This is a genomic window from Paramagnetospirillum magneticum AMB-1 (genome assembly GCF_000009985.1).
Lineage (GTDB): Bacteria > Pseudomonadota > Alphaproteobacteria > Rhodospirillales > Magnetospirillaceae > Phaeospirillum > Phaeospirillum magneticum.
The window spans coordinates 4,676,186-4,690,876 of sequence record NC_007626.1 but is presented as its reverse complement, the minus strand read 5'-3'; the positions used below and the strand labels follow the sequence as shown (position 1 = coordinate 4,690,876).

Sequence of the window (14,691 nt, the reverse complement as noted above, 5' to 3'; positions counted from 1 at the left end):
CCGCCTCCTAGCGCGCGGCCGACTGGACGCCGTCCAGCTTGCCTTCGATGCGGACCAGATGCTCGGTGAGGCGCTGCTCCACATCCTTGAGGTAGCCGGTGGTGGCATAGCTCTTGGCCACTTCCAGCTTGTAGGCGGCCAGGGCTTCGCGGGCCTGGCCCATGCCGACGTCGAGCCGGTGCTCCAACTCGTCGATGCGGTGGTCGGCTTCGTGGCGAACCCGCCAGACCATCATGGCCATGGCGCCCAGCACGGGCAGCTCGACGGCGGTGACCCACCAGCGGGGGTCGAAGGTGAGGGATTCCATTGAGGTGTCTCCTGTGAGTCAAAACTCGAAATCGGAATGGGCGACCACGGCGCGGCCGCCAGGGCGCCAGTCGGGGCGTCCGCCGGTGGCCGATGCCGGCCGCGACAGCCGCACCGGCTGGGACAAAAGGCACCCGGCGACGGCATCCAGGCCGTCGTCACGCCCCCTGGCGCCGGGCTGCCATTCCCGCATTTCGGCGATGAAGGGGGTGTCCCAGACGCTGCGGTGGACGTGCAGCGCGCCGGCGGCCAGTACGGCATCGAAGGCGTCGATGATGCGCTGGTCCTTGGCCCGCTTGCTGCTGGCCTCGATGACGGCGCAGGCGATGCCGGCTCCGCCCAGTTCGCGGCGCAGCAGGCCGGGCAGGAAGCGGCCCAGCCCGTTGGTCTCTAGCTGGACCGCCGGCAGGTGCAGCTCGTCGGCGAAGCGCGCCACCTGGCGACAGAGCTGGGTGGCCTCGTCGGTCTCGGTGCGGGCGGGGTCGTGCTCCAGGTAGCGCACCCGGTGCAGCCAGTAGAGGCCGTCCTCGTCGGTGAACAGCGCCGCCACCACCGAGGCATCGCCCTTGCCCGGCGCGCCATAGGCCGGATCCCACCAGCACGACGCCGCCACCATGCGCTTCGCCCCGATGGTCAGCAGCGGCACGCCGTTGCCTTCGCCATAGGACAGCTCGGCCTCGTAGAGGCGCAGGCGATCGGGGTCGAGACGGCCGTCGGCGATGTTGACCGGGCGCAGCATCATCTGGCTGTCGAACTTGTTGGGGCCGGATCGCTTGCGAATGGCGCCGATGCGCTCGATGGGAAAGCGCTCGGGCCAGGCGGAGCGTCCCCTGGCGTCGATCAGCGGCAGCTCCAGGCGGTGAAAGCCGTCGAGAAAGGGGCGGCTTTCCCCCGCCTCCAGTCGAGGACGGTCGGCGTAGATGGTGTAGTAGGAATGGGGCGTACCCACGTAAAGCTGGGTGCCGCCCGGCACCATCACATACTCGATCTCGGCCAGACGCTCGCGCAGATCGGCCCGCTTGGGCGCGGTGTCGCAGGTGTTGGGCACTTCCACATCGTCGCAGATGACGATCTCGGCGCGCGAGCCGGTGATGTTGGCGCCGATGCCCTTGGCCACCATGGAGGGGTCGCGCAACTCGCCCGGGCGGTTGACGGTGAACTGGTCGGCCGCCCATTGATCGCGGCGCTTGGGCTTCAGACCCTGGGTCAGGGGGTGGCGCTCGATGATGCGCTTGACGTTGCGCACCATCTTCTTGGCCAGGGCCAGATCGGCGGCCAGCACCATGATGCGCAGATCGGGATTGCAGGCCAGAACCCAGGCACAGAATAGGCCGACGATGGTGGACTTGCCCGAGGAGCGAAACGCCATCAGCAGCAATTCCCGTTCGCGGCCGTGCCAGCGGGCCGCCAGCCAGCGGGCCATGCGCACCTGATGCCGGGGCGTGCCGAGGCCCAGGCGCTGGTTCCAGATCCAGGCGAATTCGGGGAAGTTGACGGTCTTCATCATTCCTCCTCGTCGATGGCGTCGAGGGCGGCCCGGGCACCGGCCAGCAAGGTCTCGAAGCCGTCATCGCCGTCGGGCTCGGCCGAGCCCACGGACCAGCGGGCCAGCTTGACCAACAGGTCCACATGGGCCAGCGCCGCCTTGGCGGCCGCGTGCCAGGCGGCGAAGCCCTTGGCATCGGCGGGCGGCGAGGTGGCGGTGAAATCCTCGTAGCCGGCCAACGCCGCCGCCACGTGATCGGGAAGGGTCGCGGACAGCCGGGCCCGGAGGCCGGAAAGGTCCTCGGCCATGGTCGTTCTCCTTGGCGGTTGGGAAAAAAGAAACCCCGCCGCCTGGGGAAAGGGCGGCGGGGGGAGTCATTTACCAGTACACGATGACCATGCCGGTGGCGCCATTGCCGCCGGCCGTATTGTAGCCGTTCCCGCCAGCACCGCCCGGCTGGTTGCCGTTAGTGCCATTAACGGTGTCGGAGTGCTGTCCACCGGAGCCCGGTTTCCAGAACAATCCCCCAGGAGCGGCCGAGCCGGAGCGACGGCCAGTACCCATCTCCCCCGGTTGAGAGGCGATGTTGATTTCGCCGCCAGAACCGATTCCCGGTGATATATGGGCTACACCGCCCGTCGCCGATACATACGTGCCAAAGCTGGAAGTTCCGCCGACCCCCCCAGTCCCGCCGGAGCCTAATCCCCCGGCGCCAACGGTTACCGAAACCGAACTCCCGGGGGTAAGGCCGTTCACATGCCGGGCGGCATAGCCGCCGCCATAGGGGCAGCCACTGGAGCCGGTTAGGCCATTTCCGCCCGAGCCCGCCCCCCAAAGCTCGACAAAGCAGGAGGTGACACCGGTCGGAACAGTCCAGATCGAAGTTCCTGCGGTCGTAAATGTCTGGGCCCCCGAAAAGAACAAGACGGCGTTCGCCCCCGAGACCGCCGCCCAGGTGCCGTCACCCCGCAAGAAGGTCGAGGTGTCCGCCGTACCGCTGCCCAGGCGCGCAGTGGGGACGGTGCCCGACGCCAGGGCGCCGGCGTTGAGGTTGGTGACCGCCGAGCCGTCCACTGCCGGCAGCTTGCCGGTGGCGTCCAACTGCACCACCTGATTGGCGCCGGTGCCGGCGTTCAGGGCGGCGGCGCTGCCCAGGGCCGGCTTGTTGGACAGGTCGGTGTACGAGCCCGAGGCGGCCACGGCGGCGAGACCCAGGGTCGCCCGCTGGGCGGCCGCGTCGGCGTCGTCGATCAGGGCGCGACCGGCGGCGGACAGGTTGGCGGCGACCCAGTCGAGGTCGCTGTCATGGGCCTGGAGGCTGGTGCCGATATCCGAAGCCTGCAAGGCGCTGTCGGCCTTGGCCCCCTGGGCGGCGGTGGCGAAGTCGGTATCGGCATGGGTGGCGGCGCTGCCCAGGCCCAGATTGGTCCGCGCCTGCGCCTTGTCGGGCAGGTCGGCCAGATTCTGGCTCTTGTGCAGCACGTCCGACACGTCGACCTGGGCAAGATTGACCAGGGCATCGGCCTAGCCGTTCCAGCCCAGGACCTTGGCCGCCTCGGGCTCGGGCAGGGTGAGGTCGACGGCGCGCGACAGGTCGGCGGCGGCCGAGCGCCTGACGGCGCGCGACGCATCCTCGGCCAGTTCCTGAAGGGCGGCGACGTTCTGGTCCACTGCGTCGTTCAACTCGTGCGGGGTGGGGGCGCGCTCGTCCAGGAAGTCGTCGGTGCGGGCATAGGTCTGGCGGCGCCGGATGGTGACGCGCAGACCGGCGGCGGGGGCGGCGGCGAAGACGATGGCGCCGCCGTCGGAACTGCCGGCGCCGCGCACGGCAAAGCCGTCGGCGATCACCGCTTCGCCCACTCGGACCTCCAGATCGGCGGCCCGGAACACCGGGAAGGGAAAGTCGAAGATCCTGCGGCTGCCGTCGGCGACCGACTGGACCAGGGGCGAGACGTCGGGAATACGGATATGGCTGGTCATGGGCTTTGCTCCAGACATGAAAAAAGCCCGCCGGTCACCAGGACCGGCGGGCGGATGCTCTCCGCAAGCGGAGAGAGGCTTAGCCGCGAATCTGCGAGCGCAGCTCGGCGGCTTCGGCTTCCAGGGCGGTCAGGGACGCCACGTCCAGGGGATGGGGCGTCTGACCGGCCAACTGGGCGGCGACGATGGCGCCCAGCGGACGAGCCTTGCGCTTGTCCAGGGCCTCCAGCCGGATGACGAGGCCGGCATTGGCCTCGCGGTCCTGGGCGGCCTTGATGTCGGCGGGGTCACGCGCTTCGGCATTCCACGACACCACCGCTTCGCCGTCGATAACGGTCACGATTTGTTCCGAGACGAAGAACAGCCTGTCGTCGGGCCGGGGGGTGACGCGCACCGGCAGGAAGCCGTCGGGCTGCTGGCTGCGCAGCCAGCCGGCGGGATACTGGACGCCGTCCAGGGTGAAGGCGGAGGATGCGGCCACCAGGCCGAGAGCGGGATGAAACCAATCCATGATGTACCTCATCGTGCAGGGGTGGGGGCGACATTGGCGCCGCCGAAGGGGTGTTCCGCGAAGGCGGCGAAGATGTAAGTATTGCCGGGGTCGTTTACCGCCTGGCCTTGTGTAGACCTCAGCTTGAACCCGTTGGATACGGCGTCGAGCGGCGTATTATTGACGTCGGAATTGCTCTGATTGGCCCGCAACGTGTTCCCCATGGGATTTGAGGTCGCCCTTGAGGTGTCCCAGATGTACCAGTTGGTCGCGGTGTCGGTTTCCTTGATCATCACCCAGCGAGGGAGGAAACCGCAGTGGACGAACGGGCCGTCCGCAGAGCCGTTGCCGACATAGCTGCCGAACTTGCTGTAGCCGGGGATCTCGGCGAAGCAATAGGCGACATATGTCGATGCATTATTGTTGACGCCAGGGCCGCTGATGGAAAACACCATGGATGTCGGATTGGTATCGTTCCACGTGGGGCCTGTGGATGCTGCCGAGTTGTCCTCCAGAAACAGGCGTTTCGTCGGGCCGATCACGTCGCTATAGACGTACCAAGATGCCAGTTGCGTGCGACTCTTTACGACGTAGAACTTTGGCACGGCGGCAAGTCCATGGCCGACCGTTGCACTGGTCGCGCCGTTGCCCGTGTAAGTCACCATGGAAAACCCCGCCGTGGGATTGGCGCTCACCTGGGAGGTGATGGAACCGGCGGTGTTGGCGATCGCCGCGGCGCCGGCATTCCACACCCACCCGACACTGGCCCCGGACGGAGCCGAATAGGTGGTTTCAGTCCCGGTGCTGTTGCTTTGCAGCACCGCCGAAGTGCCGCGAACCGTGTCCACGAGTTGATGGTTGTTGGCGCTGGCCCGATCCTTGATCCACTCGAGGAAGCGGGGGCACAGCCCCTCGGCGGAGGACTTGATCGACGCGCCGGAGGCCAGGACCGCATTGAAGTGCGACGCCGGACGCGGGATGGTCACCGCCGGCAGATTGGCGGTGCAAAGAGCCTTGAAACCGGTGGGCGGCGTGTAGGCGAAGGGGCGCTGGCCGAAGTTCAGCGTAAACGACGAGGTGTTGTTCTGCCCGGCAAAGGCCGGGAACATGCCGCCAGTCAGGCCCAAGAAGGCCGGATTGATACCGTTCTCGACATCCGTTTGGGCGGAAACGCCTTGCCACACCCCGTTCCTCGAGAACCAGATCTTGCCGATGGAGGCGTCGAACGCGACACCGATGACATCACCCAAAACCCAGCCCGCACCAAACGCGGTCGCGATGCTGTTGGTGTATTTTGATCCTTGAAGATCATACGACCAACTGTAGGCATCCCCCATGCCAAGGCCGTTCGAGCCTGTCCACTGGCTGTTGGCGACACCGACGGCCATGCCTCCAAAGGCGCTTCCCGATACCCATTTGACTTCCCAGTAGTATTTCCCGGAAGTCATTTGCATCGTCCCGCGTGTCCCGGCCTTTCCCGAACTGCCCATATAGGCAGTCGTGTAAGTCATCGTCAGGTTCCCGTCGGTCAGAGTGGCATACGTCGTCCCGACAATGGGGGGGTAGTCCAGCGGATTCATGGTGCAATAGTTGTTCGTCGGCGTGTCCACCATCTGGTCGGCGGCGGTCAGGCCGTTGATCGCCCAGTGATTGCCGTTGCCCGAGGTGTCGGTGCCTAGGGCACTGCCGTTCTTGAACTCCAGCTTGCAGCCGTTGGCGCCGTAGGTGCCGGTATAGGGAATCGGCACCCACACGCCGTTGGCGTCGAATTTGCCGAAATTGGTGGGGGCCAGCGCCTGGCCGTCGATCAGGCAGTAATCGGCCAGGTAGCAGCTTCCGTATCCGAAAGAGAGCGTGCCGGAGTTGTTGTAGATGCCGATATATGCGGTTCGCCCGGCGGTGTTGAACGAGGTGTTGTACCCCTGACTCGGAATAATGGCGCCACTGGCCGAATCTTGTATTTGGCCGTTAATGTAGATCGCCTGGAACTGAGACGTCGTGTCGATGGCAATGACGATGTGATACCAAGCCGAGGGATCTCGAAAGACGCCCTTGGACTGCTGCGCCAGGTTGTAGCCGATGGCCGTTTGGCCATCACCGACAATGACGCAGTCGCTGTCGTCGAGACGGAGCCCGCCTTGATATCCCTCATCGGCGGCCGACAGTATCCACTGCCTCTTTCCGGGGACACGCTTGGCCCAGGTCGAGACGGTGAAGCATTGGCGATTGCCACTGGAAGAGGGTGTGCGGGAAAGATAATTGCTTCCGCTGAGTCTGATCGAGTTGGCTATCCGATAGTTTGCCGGGGGCGGCGTCGCGCCCCCGAAGACGGTGGGATGGGTCATTACACGCCTCCGGTGAAGCGGGTGGAGATGCGGTACTTGGCGCCGTCGTAGAAGATGTCGAAGCCGCAGGTGCCGCTGAGGCTGGTGGGGGCGCCGGCCGCGCCGAAGTCGAAGGCCGAGGCCCAGGAGGGGGTGAAGCCGTTGCTGGCGATCTCCAGGAAGTAGAAGGTATTGGCCACGCCGCCGGTGGGGGCGCCGATGGTGCGGGCGGCCGCGGTGGAGAGCGTCCACACTTGGGCGGTGATGGCGATGCTCACCGTGGCGGCATCGGTCAGCACCTGGGCGGAAGGAGTCTGCGGTGCGCCATAGGTGTTGGCGGTGCTGAGCAGAGGCACGTTGGCGCCGCTGGTGCCGATATCCTTGTAGGCGGCACTGCCCAGAACCGGCTTGCCCGTCAGGTCGGCGTAGGTCCCCGACGACGCCACGGTGGCGAGGCCCAGGGTCGCCCGCTGGGCGGCCGCGTCGGCGTCGTCGATCAGGGCGCGGCCGGCGGCGGACAGGTTGGCGGCGACCCAATCGAGGTCGCTGTCATGGGCCTGGACGCTGACGCCGATGTCCGAGGACTGCAAGGCGCTGTCGGCCTTGGCGCCCTGGGCGGCGGTGGCGAAGTCGGTATCGGCATGGGCGGCGGCGCTGCCCAGAACCGGCTTGCCCGTCAGGTCGGCATAGGAGCCCGAGGCGGCGACGGTGGCCAAGCCCAGATTGATTCGCGCCTGGGCCTTGTCGGCCAGATCGGCCAAGTTCTGGCTCTTGTGCAGCACGTCCGACACATCGACCTGGGCGACATTGACCAGGGCGTCGGCCGAGCCGTTCCAGCCGATCACCTTGCCCGCTTCCGGATTCGGCAGGCTGAGGTCCAGCGGCTGGGACAGGTCGGCGGACAGCGGGCGGGTGACGGCGCGCGACGCCTGCTCGGCCAGTTCCTGGATGGCGGCGACATTCTGGTCGACCGCGTCGTTCAGCTCGTGAGGGGTGGGGGCGCGCTCGTCCAGGAAGTCGTCGGTGCGGGCATAGGTCTGCCTGCGCCGCAGGGTGATGCGCACGCCGTTGGCGGGCGCGGCGGTGAAGATCACCGCGCCGCCGGTGCTGGACCCCTCGCCGACCACGCTGTAGCCGCTGGTTAGCAGGGTGGAATTGGCGCGAACCTCGATGTCGGCGGCCTTGAAGATGGGAAAGGGAAAGCTGAAGACGCTCTTGGCGCCGTCGGCCATGGCCTGGGCCACCGGCGAGACCTCGGGAATACGGATGTGAGACGTCATGGAAGTGCTCCTTTCGGGCATGAAAATGGCCCGCCGGTCGGAACGACCGGTGGGCCGGGCTTCCCCCCTTCTTCAGGGGCGGAATTGGGTATCAGGTGGCGAGGCTGGACCGCAGGGCATCGGCTCTCGACTTGAGGCCGGCCAGGTACGCCACGTCGGTGGGATCGGGTGCGACACCGGCTGCCTGGGCTGCCAGGATGGCCCTCAAGGGACGAATGCTCTTGGCATCGATGGCGCCGAGTTCGGCGAGAATCATGTCGTTGGCTCGCGCTGTCGATGGGGCGGGCGACATGGGCGTGAAGGACACTCCATCCCAGCCATCGCCCACCCCGGCCGTTTCGGATGCCACCAGGGCGACGCCGTCCGGCCGTATCCAGGTGCCGTCGGGATCATGCATCACCACGTTGGTGACGATGCCGTTTTCGATGATTGCTGTTCGGGTCATGTCGTGCACTCCCATCAGGCGACCCACTCGGCGATGACGATGCCGGGCTGTCCCACATTGTTGGTGGTGAGATAGGCTCCCTGGCCGCCGCCGCCGTACTTGCCCAACGTCGAGGCACTGCCGGCCCAGGTCCTGCTGATCCCTCCGTAGGCGGGGTTTCCTTCCATGCCGGCAATATTGACGGTGCCGCCGATCGCGGTGCCGCCATTGCCAGGGCTATTCCCCGCCCACCCCCTTTGACCGCCGCCCGCCGTCACGGTGGCGATGGTCTGGGTGCCGCTGGTCAGGGTCGAGGCGCCACCGTCATACCCGTCAACCGTCGTTCCGGTACGGGTGGCTCCCCCCGCGCCGACGCTAACCGTGATGGTGTTTCCCACGGTGAGGCCCGAGGCGTACCAGATGGCGGTGGCGCCAGAGCCCGCACCACCGCCCACCGAGGTGTTCCAGCCGCCATCACCGGTGGCCGACGAGCCGCCGCCGCCGACCAGGGTGAACTTCACCCGGGCGGCGGGGATGGTGAAGGTGGTCGAGGCGGTCATGACCTGCATCTGCAGGGCCCCGCCGCCGGAGCCTCCCACCGCGGGAGGCGAGCCGCTCATGGGCGCTCCCAGAATGCCGAGGGGCCGCATGATCAGTAGTCCTTGCGCGAGGCGGTCACGACGATGCCGCCGGCCAGGGCCACGCCGATACCGGCATAGAGCTTCCAGCCCGATTGCAGACGCAGCGGATTGGCCTCGCCGATGACCGTTCCGTCGATATGGGCCAGGGCGGTGGCCGGGCAAAGGGTGGTCTGGGCCATGGTGTAGGCGGGCATCAGGGCGGTGGCGATCAGGAAGTAATTGGCGCCGTCATGGGCGTAAAGCTGCACCTGGGTGGCGGTCACCGTGGCGCGGGGAATGGCGGCGATATGGGTGTATTCGCTGCCGTTGGCGCCGGCGGTGGACAGCAGCGTCGCATTGGTGCCGTCGCCATAGGTGGTCTTGGCCGCCGTGCAGACGCAGGCGTCGAGCGCCATGCCCTGGGCGAAGGTGGCGGTATTGGTCACGGTCATGATGGATCTCTCCTTAGGCGGTGAAAGCCGCCGCCATGGCATGCATGGCGGCGACGGTGGGAAGGTTGGCGCTCGCATGGCCGGTGCTGAGGGTGGCGGCATTGCCCAGCCCCAGCGTGGTCCGCTGGGCGCTGGCATCCGCATCGTCGATCAGGGCGCGGCCGGCGGTGCTGAGGCCGATCAGGGAGTCGATGCCGCTTTGAGTGACGGCGATGGTCACGCTGTCGCTGGCAGCATCGGTGGTGATGGACAGAGCGCTGCCCGCCACCAGGGTCAGGGTGTCGCCGGCCTGATCGGCCGCGACGGTGGCCTGGCCGGAAACCGCCACATTGCTGAACATGACGATTCCGGCAGCAGCCTGGGCCTGGGAGGCGGCGGCGATGGCGGCCGAGGCCGATCCGGCGGCGCTCAGTTCCGAGGCATGGGCCGAGGACTGGCTGGCCGAAGCGGCACTGGCCGCCGCCTGGGCGGTCGCCGCCTGGGTCGAGACGGTGGCCGCGGCCGTGGCGGCATTGGCCGCCGACAGGGCGGCGGCGCTCTCGGCCGAGAGGGCAAGGGCGGCCGAGGCCTCGGCGGCGAGACGATCGGCGTGAACCGTCGTCCGATCCGCCGCCACGCTGGTCTTGTCGGCGGCCACGGCGGCGCGGTCGGCGCCGGTCACCACCACATCGGCGTCGCAGATGTTCCGCGAGGTGGTGGCGCTGGCCGCCGAAGACGCGGCGGACGACTGGCTGGCGGCGCTGGCGGCGGCATCCTGCGCCCGGGAGGTGGCCAGGGGCAGGACGGAATCCACGTCGGCGGCACTGTTGACCAGCCCATCGCCCGCGTCGTTCCAGCGGATGGAGCGGCCAGCCGCCGGCTCGGGCAGGGTGAGGTCGGCGTTGGACAGGCTGCGGAACGACCGTTTGACGGCCAGGGAGGCCTCGTCCGCCACCTGCTGCAGCGCCGCCATCTGGTAATAGAGCGCGTTGTTGAGCCGCCAGGACTCGACGGCGGTGTCGGTGAATTCCCGGTCGCGCTTCAGGGCCATGCGGCGGCGCAAGGTCACCTGGGTGGAGGCGGGCGGCGGAACGGTGAAAATCACCGTGCCGCCGATCTCCACCCCCACACCGGACACGGAATAGGCGGCGCGGGGTTGCAGGGTCTGATCGACCCAGACTTCCAGATCCTCGGCATCGAAGACCGGGAAGCAAAAACCGAAGGCCGTCTGGACGCCGTTGGCCGAATAGCGGACGCGGGGCACCACATTGGCGACCTGAGTGTAATTGGTCATGATTTGTTCTCCAGTTCTGATCTACTCGGCGCCCTTGATCTCGGTGGACACCGAGATCACCGTGCAGGGCAGCGGCAGATCCTGCTCGATTCGCCACAGGGGTTGCATGACGTCGCGGACCCAGCCGATGGCGCGCACCTTGACGTCTCCGGAAAAGGCCGGTGGCCGGGTGGCGAAGCGCTCGGGGCCGCGGCGCCGGAACGGAATGGGCGTGGCGCCGCGCCCGGTATCGATGAACAGCGCCTGGGTGTCCAGCACGCGGAAGCAGGCCTGGACCAGGCGGACCGCCCTGCCGGCGGCCATGGGCTGTCCGGCCGCCGCCTGGGGCGGCAGGGGCTCGATCCGGTGGGCGTAGGCCAGCCCGGCCTCGATGGTGCCGGCCGGACGGGGCAGCGTGATCTGGCCGCCGGTAACCGTCAGTTCGGCGACCGAGGTTCCGTCCATCAGCACGCGGACGGTCTGGCCGTCCAGGTGGTCCAGACCGCTCCACATCGTCGTCGGCGTGTCGCGGTGTCCGGCCAGGGCGGCGTCCAGGTTCAGCGTATCGTCGAAGCATTCGATGACATGGCTGCCGCCGCGCTCGACCAGCACATGGGTGTCGCCGTCCACCACCGCCACCGAGCGGAACGCCCCCTGGGTCTCGAACACCGTCCAGGCGGTGACCTTCTCGGCGCGATAGACGGTCAGGGTCGCCATCAGCCCGTCGGCCATGACAACGTGGAACAGGCGGCGGCTGGCATCGTAATCCTGGTCCACCGGGGTGTTCATGACGTGCTTGGCCACCATGGACAGGTCGTTGGCCTGATAGGCCTGATCCACGTCGGCGAACAGAAACTCCCGCAGGTCGCGGCCGCTGCGCGAGACGAAATGGGTGGCGCCGTCCACGTCGCGGGGCGGCACCGAGCGATCCACCGGCGATCCGACCCTTGTCTGGCGGTTGAGCTGGATCTTGGTGGGGGTGAGCGGCGAGCCCACCACCATCCATTCGGCTCCCGAGGTGAAGACCTGCAGATGGCGGCCGGAAAACACTGCCCGGATGGCATCCACCTGGGTGGAGAGCAGGCTAAACTCGATGGCCTCGTCGTCCAGGCCGGTGCCCAGGTCGAAGTTGAACAGGTCCATGGACTTGGACAGCCACAGGCGGTTGGGCAGGCCGCGGCTGCCGCCGATGGCCAGGCGCCCCTGGTGAAAGCAGACCGAGACCGGCCAGCCCCGCAGGGGGGAGAAGGATTGCTCCTCCCAATCCTCGGTGGCGGCGGTGCCGCCCAGGGTCTGCTTGACCTCGGCCTGGGCCTGGGTGGCCGAGGTCACGGCGCTGATCAGCACCTGCTTGCCGCCCACCCGGAAGCGACAGCCCGCATGGGCGGCATCGAACACCGCCTCGGACGCGGTCAGCGTGATGGTGCCGCTGGTGCCGCTGGGGGTCAGGGTGACGGCGTCCTTGGCGAATTTGTGGGTGGGCACGTAGAGGATGCCGTCTTCCTGGTAATAACTCCAGGTCTCCAGGACCCAGGAATTCGCCCCGGTGCGGGTGATCTTGCGGGGTTCCACGTCGGGATGGACCACCAGCAGGGTGTCGGCGCTCTGAGTCCAGCTCAGCTGGGCGACCTGGGCCGTGCTCCACGGAGTCTCCAGCTCGGCCACCTTGGCGCCGTCGGCGTAGATGTCCATCCGATGGTCGGACAGCGCCAGCAGATAGGTCTGCTCGGTGTTGAACTCGAAGGCGATCAGGCGGCCGGGGCCGCGGGCCGGGGCCACATGGCGCAGGCCCGGACGGCGGCGGACGCCGCCGATGGGCGCCACCACCACGTTGCGCAGGGACTTGGCGCCGTTGGCATAGAGCGCCAGATCGCCGCGCCCGGCCAGGTCCACATCCACTTCGCCGGCGGTGAAGCTGGTCTTGGTAAAGATGGGTAGGCCGCTCATGACCGCACCTCCACCAGGGGGAAGTCGGTGATGGCCGACGGCGTGTGGCTCTGGGCGTCGATCAGCTTGGCGCGGCGGAACTCGTCCTCGGCCAGCCGGAACAGGAACTGGGCCCGGGTGGTGCTCTCGGTCAGCGGAATACAGAACTCGGCGGTCAGCCGCGCCATCAGCATCTGGTCGAAATAGGGCGGAAAGGCGCTTTCGTCGGGGCGGTAGACATAGGTCAGCACCACCTCGTCGGCATCGCAGAGCAGCCGCGAGCCGGCAATACGGAACACCAGGCCGGAGCCCCGGCCGCTGGGGCCGGCCGACAGCACCCGCAGAAAATCCGTGGGCAGCTGGTAGGCATAGGCGAAGTCGGCCAGGGGCTCTCCCGCCAGCCGGGCCAGGGAGACCTGGCCGGTGGCGAAGCTCCAGGGGTGGGACGACAGGGCGCCGTCGCGCAGCGGCGGATAAAGGTTGGCGGCCACTTCCGACTCGGCCGAGCCGTCGTCGAAGCCGGCAATGGGGGCGGCGCCCAGACGGATCAGGGCGCGCGAACACAGGGCGATGGCGGACAGGGCCATGGCGGATCTCCTAAGGTCTTGATGATCCCGTTCGCGGGCTATCGCCCGGGCCCATTTGGGGCGATGCCCCAAACCCCCTTTTCATTTTCAAAATGAAGGGAGGTTTGGAGGCATCGCCTCCAGCCGGGGCCGGACTTGCCGAGAACAGGGGGCGGGAGCCCCGCGAGACGGAGTGGTCGAGGTCCTCGCCCCGCCCCCGCTGCGGAGAGGGTCGCGCGGAGGCGGGGCGGCGGCCGGCGGCTGACACGGCGGGGGCGAGGGAAAACCCGCCGGAGCGCCAGGGCCGGAGCTGTGAGCATGCGAATGGGGTCTCCCCCGGATCGCTCCGGGGGAGGGGCAAAGACCGTCTAGCGCGAGTCGGCGCTGCCGATCTGGGTCAGGTCGTTGACGTCGACCACGCCGCCGGTATTGGCGGAGACCAGGAACAGGCCGGCCTTCATGGTGGCGGCGGTGTCCACGTTGGCGACGACGATGTCGCCGACGCGCAGCATGGTCGAGGCGGCGTTGAAATAGCCGCTGGTATCGACGGTGTTGCCGCTGTCGGCGGTGGTGTAGTGCCACAGCGTGAAGCCGTTGGCATAGGCCAGGACCGACAGGTCCTTGGACTGATAGGCCATGGTGTAAGCTCCCTTAGGATTCGAGGCAGCGCAGCGACACCACGCCGGTCGCATCGACCAGCGCCGCACCCTGGCTCATAAAGTTGTTGACGAACCAGGCGGCGCGATCGCCCTGGTAGGTGATCTCGGACTTGACCTCGGAGCCGCAGGCATGGCCCACCGCCGTCTGGTGGTACCAGTAGCAGTAGCGCACGTTGGACGACTTGGTCAGACCCGAATGGGGCATCCACAAGGTGCCCAGCCAATGCTTGGCCTGGGTGCCCTTCCACGGCAGTTCGTCCGAGCCGACATAATCGGCATGGGCGAACTCGGTGATGGACATCAGGTCCGACCACTGCTTCCAGCCGACGACGGCAAAGCGATTGCCGTCATCGGGGACTTCGGTCTCGCCCAGCATCTCGAAGGCTTCCAGCACCTTGGCCTTGGTCAGGCCGGTGGTGCCGTCCTGGGCATAGTTGGTGGACTTGTCCAGTTCGGCGATGATCAGTTCGTCGGTCTTGCGGCCCAGGGCATAGGCGCCGGCATTGATCAGCACTTCGCGCTCGTTGTGCTCGATCTTCAGCTCGTCCAGCTTGTCCAGCCAGTCACCGGCGTAATAGTCGAACAGCTGGCACTCGACGGCCGAGTGGTCGACATTCATCACCGGAACCTTGCCGTGGCGGGCCTTGGTGCTGGCGGTGCCCTTGCCGACCTTCTGGAAGACGGCGATGGCGCCCTTGACGTTGTTGCGGGTCCGAACGGTGTTGCGCAGCTTGGTGCCCATGCGCTGGTAGGCGGCATGGACTTCGTGGCCGTACTGCCTGGAGTAGGCGTTGATGACGCTCGTGGACATGTTTTGTTCCTCTGAGGGGTTGTGTCGGGATGTCGCCGTCCGTCGGTTCTGCCCGACCGTGCGCGCCAGCGGCCGGGCGCCATCGGAACGGCGCCGGAAGTCCGTCGGGCCGGAC

General features: G+C 67.4%; 16 protein-coding genes. All 16 read right to left on the bottom strand.

Annotation, left to right across the window (positions count from 1 at the left end):
- Positions 1–7: 7 nt before the first annotated feature.
- On the bottom strand, positions 8–307 hold the full coding sequence (locus AMB_RS21650; protein WP_011386630.1) for a hypothetical protein: 300 nt from the start codon (positions 305–307) through the stop codon (positions 8–10).
- An 18-nt stretch (positions 308–325) separates the two neighbouring features.
- Positions 326–1,810 (bottom strand): phage terminase large subunit, encoded by a 1,485-nt coding sequence (gene terL, locus AMB_RS21645; protein ID WP_011386629.1) that lies wholly within the window; start codon positions 1,808–1,810, stop codon positions 326–328.
- Positions 1,810–2,100, bottom strand: coding sequence for a hypothetical protein (locus tag AMB_RS21640; RefSeq protein WP_011386628.1), 291 nt, complete (start codon positions 2,098–2,100; stop codon positions 1,810–1,812). Before AMB_RS21640 ends, terL begins: the two co-directional genes overlap by 1 nt.
- A 70-nt stretch (positions 2,101–2,170) precedes the next feature.
- Positions 2,171–3,274, bottom strand: a complete 1,104-nt coding sequence (locus AMB_RS23660) for a hypothetical protein (RefSeq protein WP_231849103.1) — start codon at positions 3,272–3,274, stop codon at positions 2,171–2,173.
- A gap of 42 nt (positions 3,275–3,316) precedes the next feature.
- On the bottom strand, positions 3,317–3,772 hold the full coding sequence (locus AMB_RS21630; protein ID WP_043745567.1) for a phage tail fiber protein: 456 nt from the start codon (positions 3,770–3,772) through the stop codon (positions 3,317–3,319).
- A 79-nt stretch (positions 3,773–3,851) separates the two neighbouring features.
- Positions 3,852–4,283 carry a hypothetical protein gene (locus AMB_RS21625; RefSeq protein ID WP_043745564.1) on the bottom strand — a complete coding sequence of 144 codons (432 nt, stop codon included), beginning with the start codon at positions 4,281–4,283 and terminating at the stop codon, positions 3,852–3,854.
- Between the two features lie 8 nt (positions 4,284–4,291).
- Positions 4,292–6,607: a DUF7483 domain-containing protein gene (locus AMB_RS23655; protein ID WP_011386624.1), complete on the bottom strand. Its 2,316-nt coding sequence runs from the start codon at positions 6,605–6,607 to the stop codon at positions 4,292–4,294.
- A complete protein-coding gene (locus AMB_RS21615; protein WP_043745559.1) occupies positions 6,607–7,866 on the bottom strand; it encodes a hypothetical protein in 1,260 nt (419 codons plus the stop codon). The genes AMB_RS23655 and AMB_RS21615 overlap by 1 nt, the downstream gene beginning before the upstream one ends.
- A gap of 91 nt (positions 7,867–7,957) precedes the next feature.
- On the bottom strand, positions 7,958–8,311 hold the full coding sequence (locus AMB_RS21610; protein ID WP_148207515.1) for a hypothetical protein: 354 nt from the start codon (positions 8,309–8,311) through the stop codon (positions 7,958–7,960).
- A gap of 14 nt (positions 8,312–8,325) precedes the next feature.
- Entirely contained in the window at positions 8,326–8,940 is a 615-nt protein-coding gene (locus AMB_RS21605; protein WP_011386621.1) for a glycine-rich domain-containing protein, read from the bottom strand.
- A gap of 2 nt (positions 8,941–8,942) precedes the next feature.
- Positions 8,943–9,362, bottom strand: a complete 420-nt coding sequence (locus AMB_RS21600; protein ID WP_011386620.1) for a hypothetical protein — start codon at positions 9,360–9,362, stop codon at positions 8,943–8,945.
- Between the two features lie 13 nt (positions 9,363–9,375).
- Complete coding sequence (locus tag AMB_RS21595) at positions 9,376–10,635, bottom strand: hypothetical protein (protein ID WP_011386619.1); 1,260 nt, start codon at positions 10,633–10,635, stop codon at positions 9,376–9,378.
- Between the two features lie 21 nt (positions 10,636–10,656).
- Positions 10,657–12,561 carry a hypothetical protein gene (locus AMB_RS21590; protein WP_011386618.1) on the bottom strand — a complete coding sequence of 635 codons (1,905 nt, stop codon included), beginning with the start codon at positions 12,559–12,561 and terminating at the stop codon, positions 10,657–10,659.
- Positions 12,558–13,127, bottom strand: coding sequence for a hypothetical protein (locus AMB_RS21585; RefSeq protein ID WP_011386617.1), 570 nt, complete (start codon positions 13,125–13,127; stop codon positions 12,558–12,560). Before AMB_RS21585 ends, AMB_RS21590 begins: the two co-directional genes overlap by 4 nt.
- 347 nt (positions 13,128–13,474) lie before the next feature.
- Positions 13,475–13,744: a hypothetical protein gene (locus AMB_RS21580; protein ID WP_011386616.1), complete on the bottom strand. Its 270-nt coding sequence runs from the start codon at positions 13,742–13,744 to the stop codon at positions 13,475–13,477.
- Positions 13,745–13,757: 13 nt separating this feature from the next.
- Positions 13,758–14,576: a phage capsid protein gene (locus AMB_RS21575; RefSeq protein ID WP_043745556.1), complete on the bottom strand. Its 819-nt coding sequence runs from the start codon at positions 14,574–14,576 to the stop codon at positions 13,758–13,760.
- Positions 14,577–14,691: the final 115 nt, after the last annotated feature.

What these genes read in the sequence shown, in the direction of transcription:
- AMB_RS21650 (WP_011386630.1), bottom strand. Translation starts at nt 307, where the DNA reads ATGGAATCCCTCACCTTCGACCCCCGCTGGTGGGTCACCGCCGTCGAG.
- terL (WP_011386629.1), bottom strand. Translation starts at nt 1,810, where the DNA reads ATGAAGACCGTCAACTTCCCCGAATTCGCCTGGATCTGGAACCAGCGC.
- AMB_RS21640 (WP_011386628.1), bottom strand. Translation starts at nt 2,100, where the DNA reads ATGGCCGAGGACCTTTCCGGCCTCCGGGCCCGGCTGTCCGCGACCCTT.
- AMB_RS21630 (WP_043745567.1), bottom strand. Translation starts at nt 3,772, where the DNA reads ATGACCAGCCATATCCGTATTCCCGACGTCTCGCCCCTGGTCCAGTCG.
- AMB_RS21625 (WP_043745564.1), bottom strand. Translation starts at nt 4,283, where the DNA reads ATGGATTGGTTTCATCCCGCTCTCGGCCTGGTGGCCGCATCCTCCGCC.
- AMB_RS23655 (WP_011386624.1), bottom strand. Translation starts at nt 6,607, where the DNA reads ATGACCCATCCCACCGTCTTCGGGGGCGCGACGCCGCCCCCGGCAAAC.
- AMB_RS21615 (WP_043745559.1), bottom strand. Translation starts at nt 7,866, where the DNA reads ATGACGTCTCACATCCGTATTCCCGAGGTCTCGCCGGTGGCCCAGGCC.
- AMB_RS21610 (WP_148207515.1), bottom strand. Translation starts at nt 8,311, where the DNA reads ATGACCCGAACAGCAATCATCGAAAACGGCATCGTCACCAACGTGGTG.
- AMB_RS21605 (WP_011386621.1), bottom strand. Translation starts at nt 8,940, where the DNA reads ATGCGGCCCCTCGGCATTCTGGGAGCGCCCATGAGCGGCTCGCCTCCC.
- AMB_RS21600 (WP_011386620.1), bottom strand. Translation starts at nt 9,362, where the DNA reads ATGACCGTGACCAATACCGCCACCTTCGCCCAGGGCATGGCGCTCGAC.
- AMB_RS21595 (WP_011386619.1), bottom strand. Translation starts at nt 10,635, where the DNA reads ATGACCAATTACACTCAGGTCGCCAATGTGGTGCCCCGCGTCCGCTAT.
- AMB_RS21590 (WP_011386618.1), bottom strand. Translation starts at nt 12,561, where the DNA reads ATGAGCGGCCTACCCATCTTTACCAAGACCAGCTTCACCGCCGGCGAA.
- AMB_RS21585 (WP_011386617.1), bottom strand. Translation starts at nt 13,127, where the DNA reads ATGGCCCTGTCCGCCATCGCCCTGTGTTCGCGCGCCCTGATCCGTCTG.
- AMB_RS21580 (WP_011386616.1), bottom strand. Translation starts at nt 13,744, where the DNA reads ATGGCCTATCAGTCCAAGGACCTGTCGGTCCTGGCCTATGCCAACGGC.
- AMB_RS21575 (WP_043745556.1), bottom strand. Translation starts at nt 14,576, where the DNA reads ATGTCCACGAGCGTCATCAACGCCTACTCCAGGCAGTACGGCCACGAA.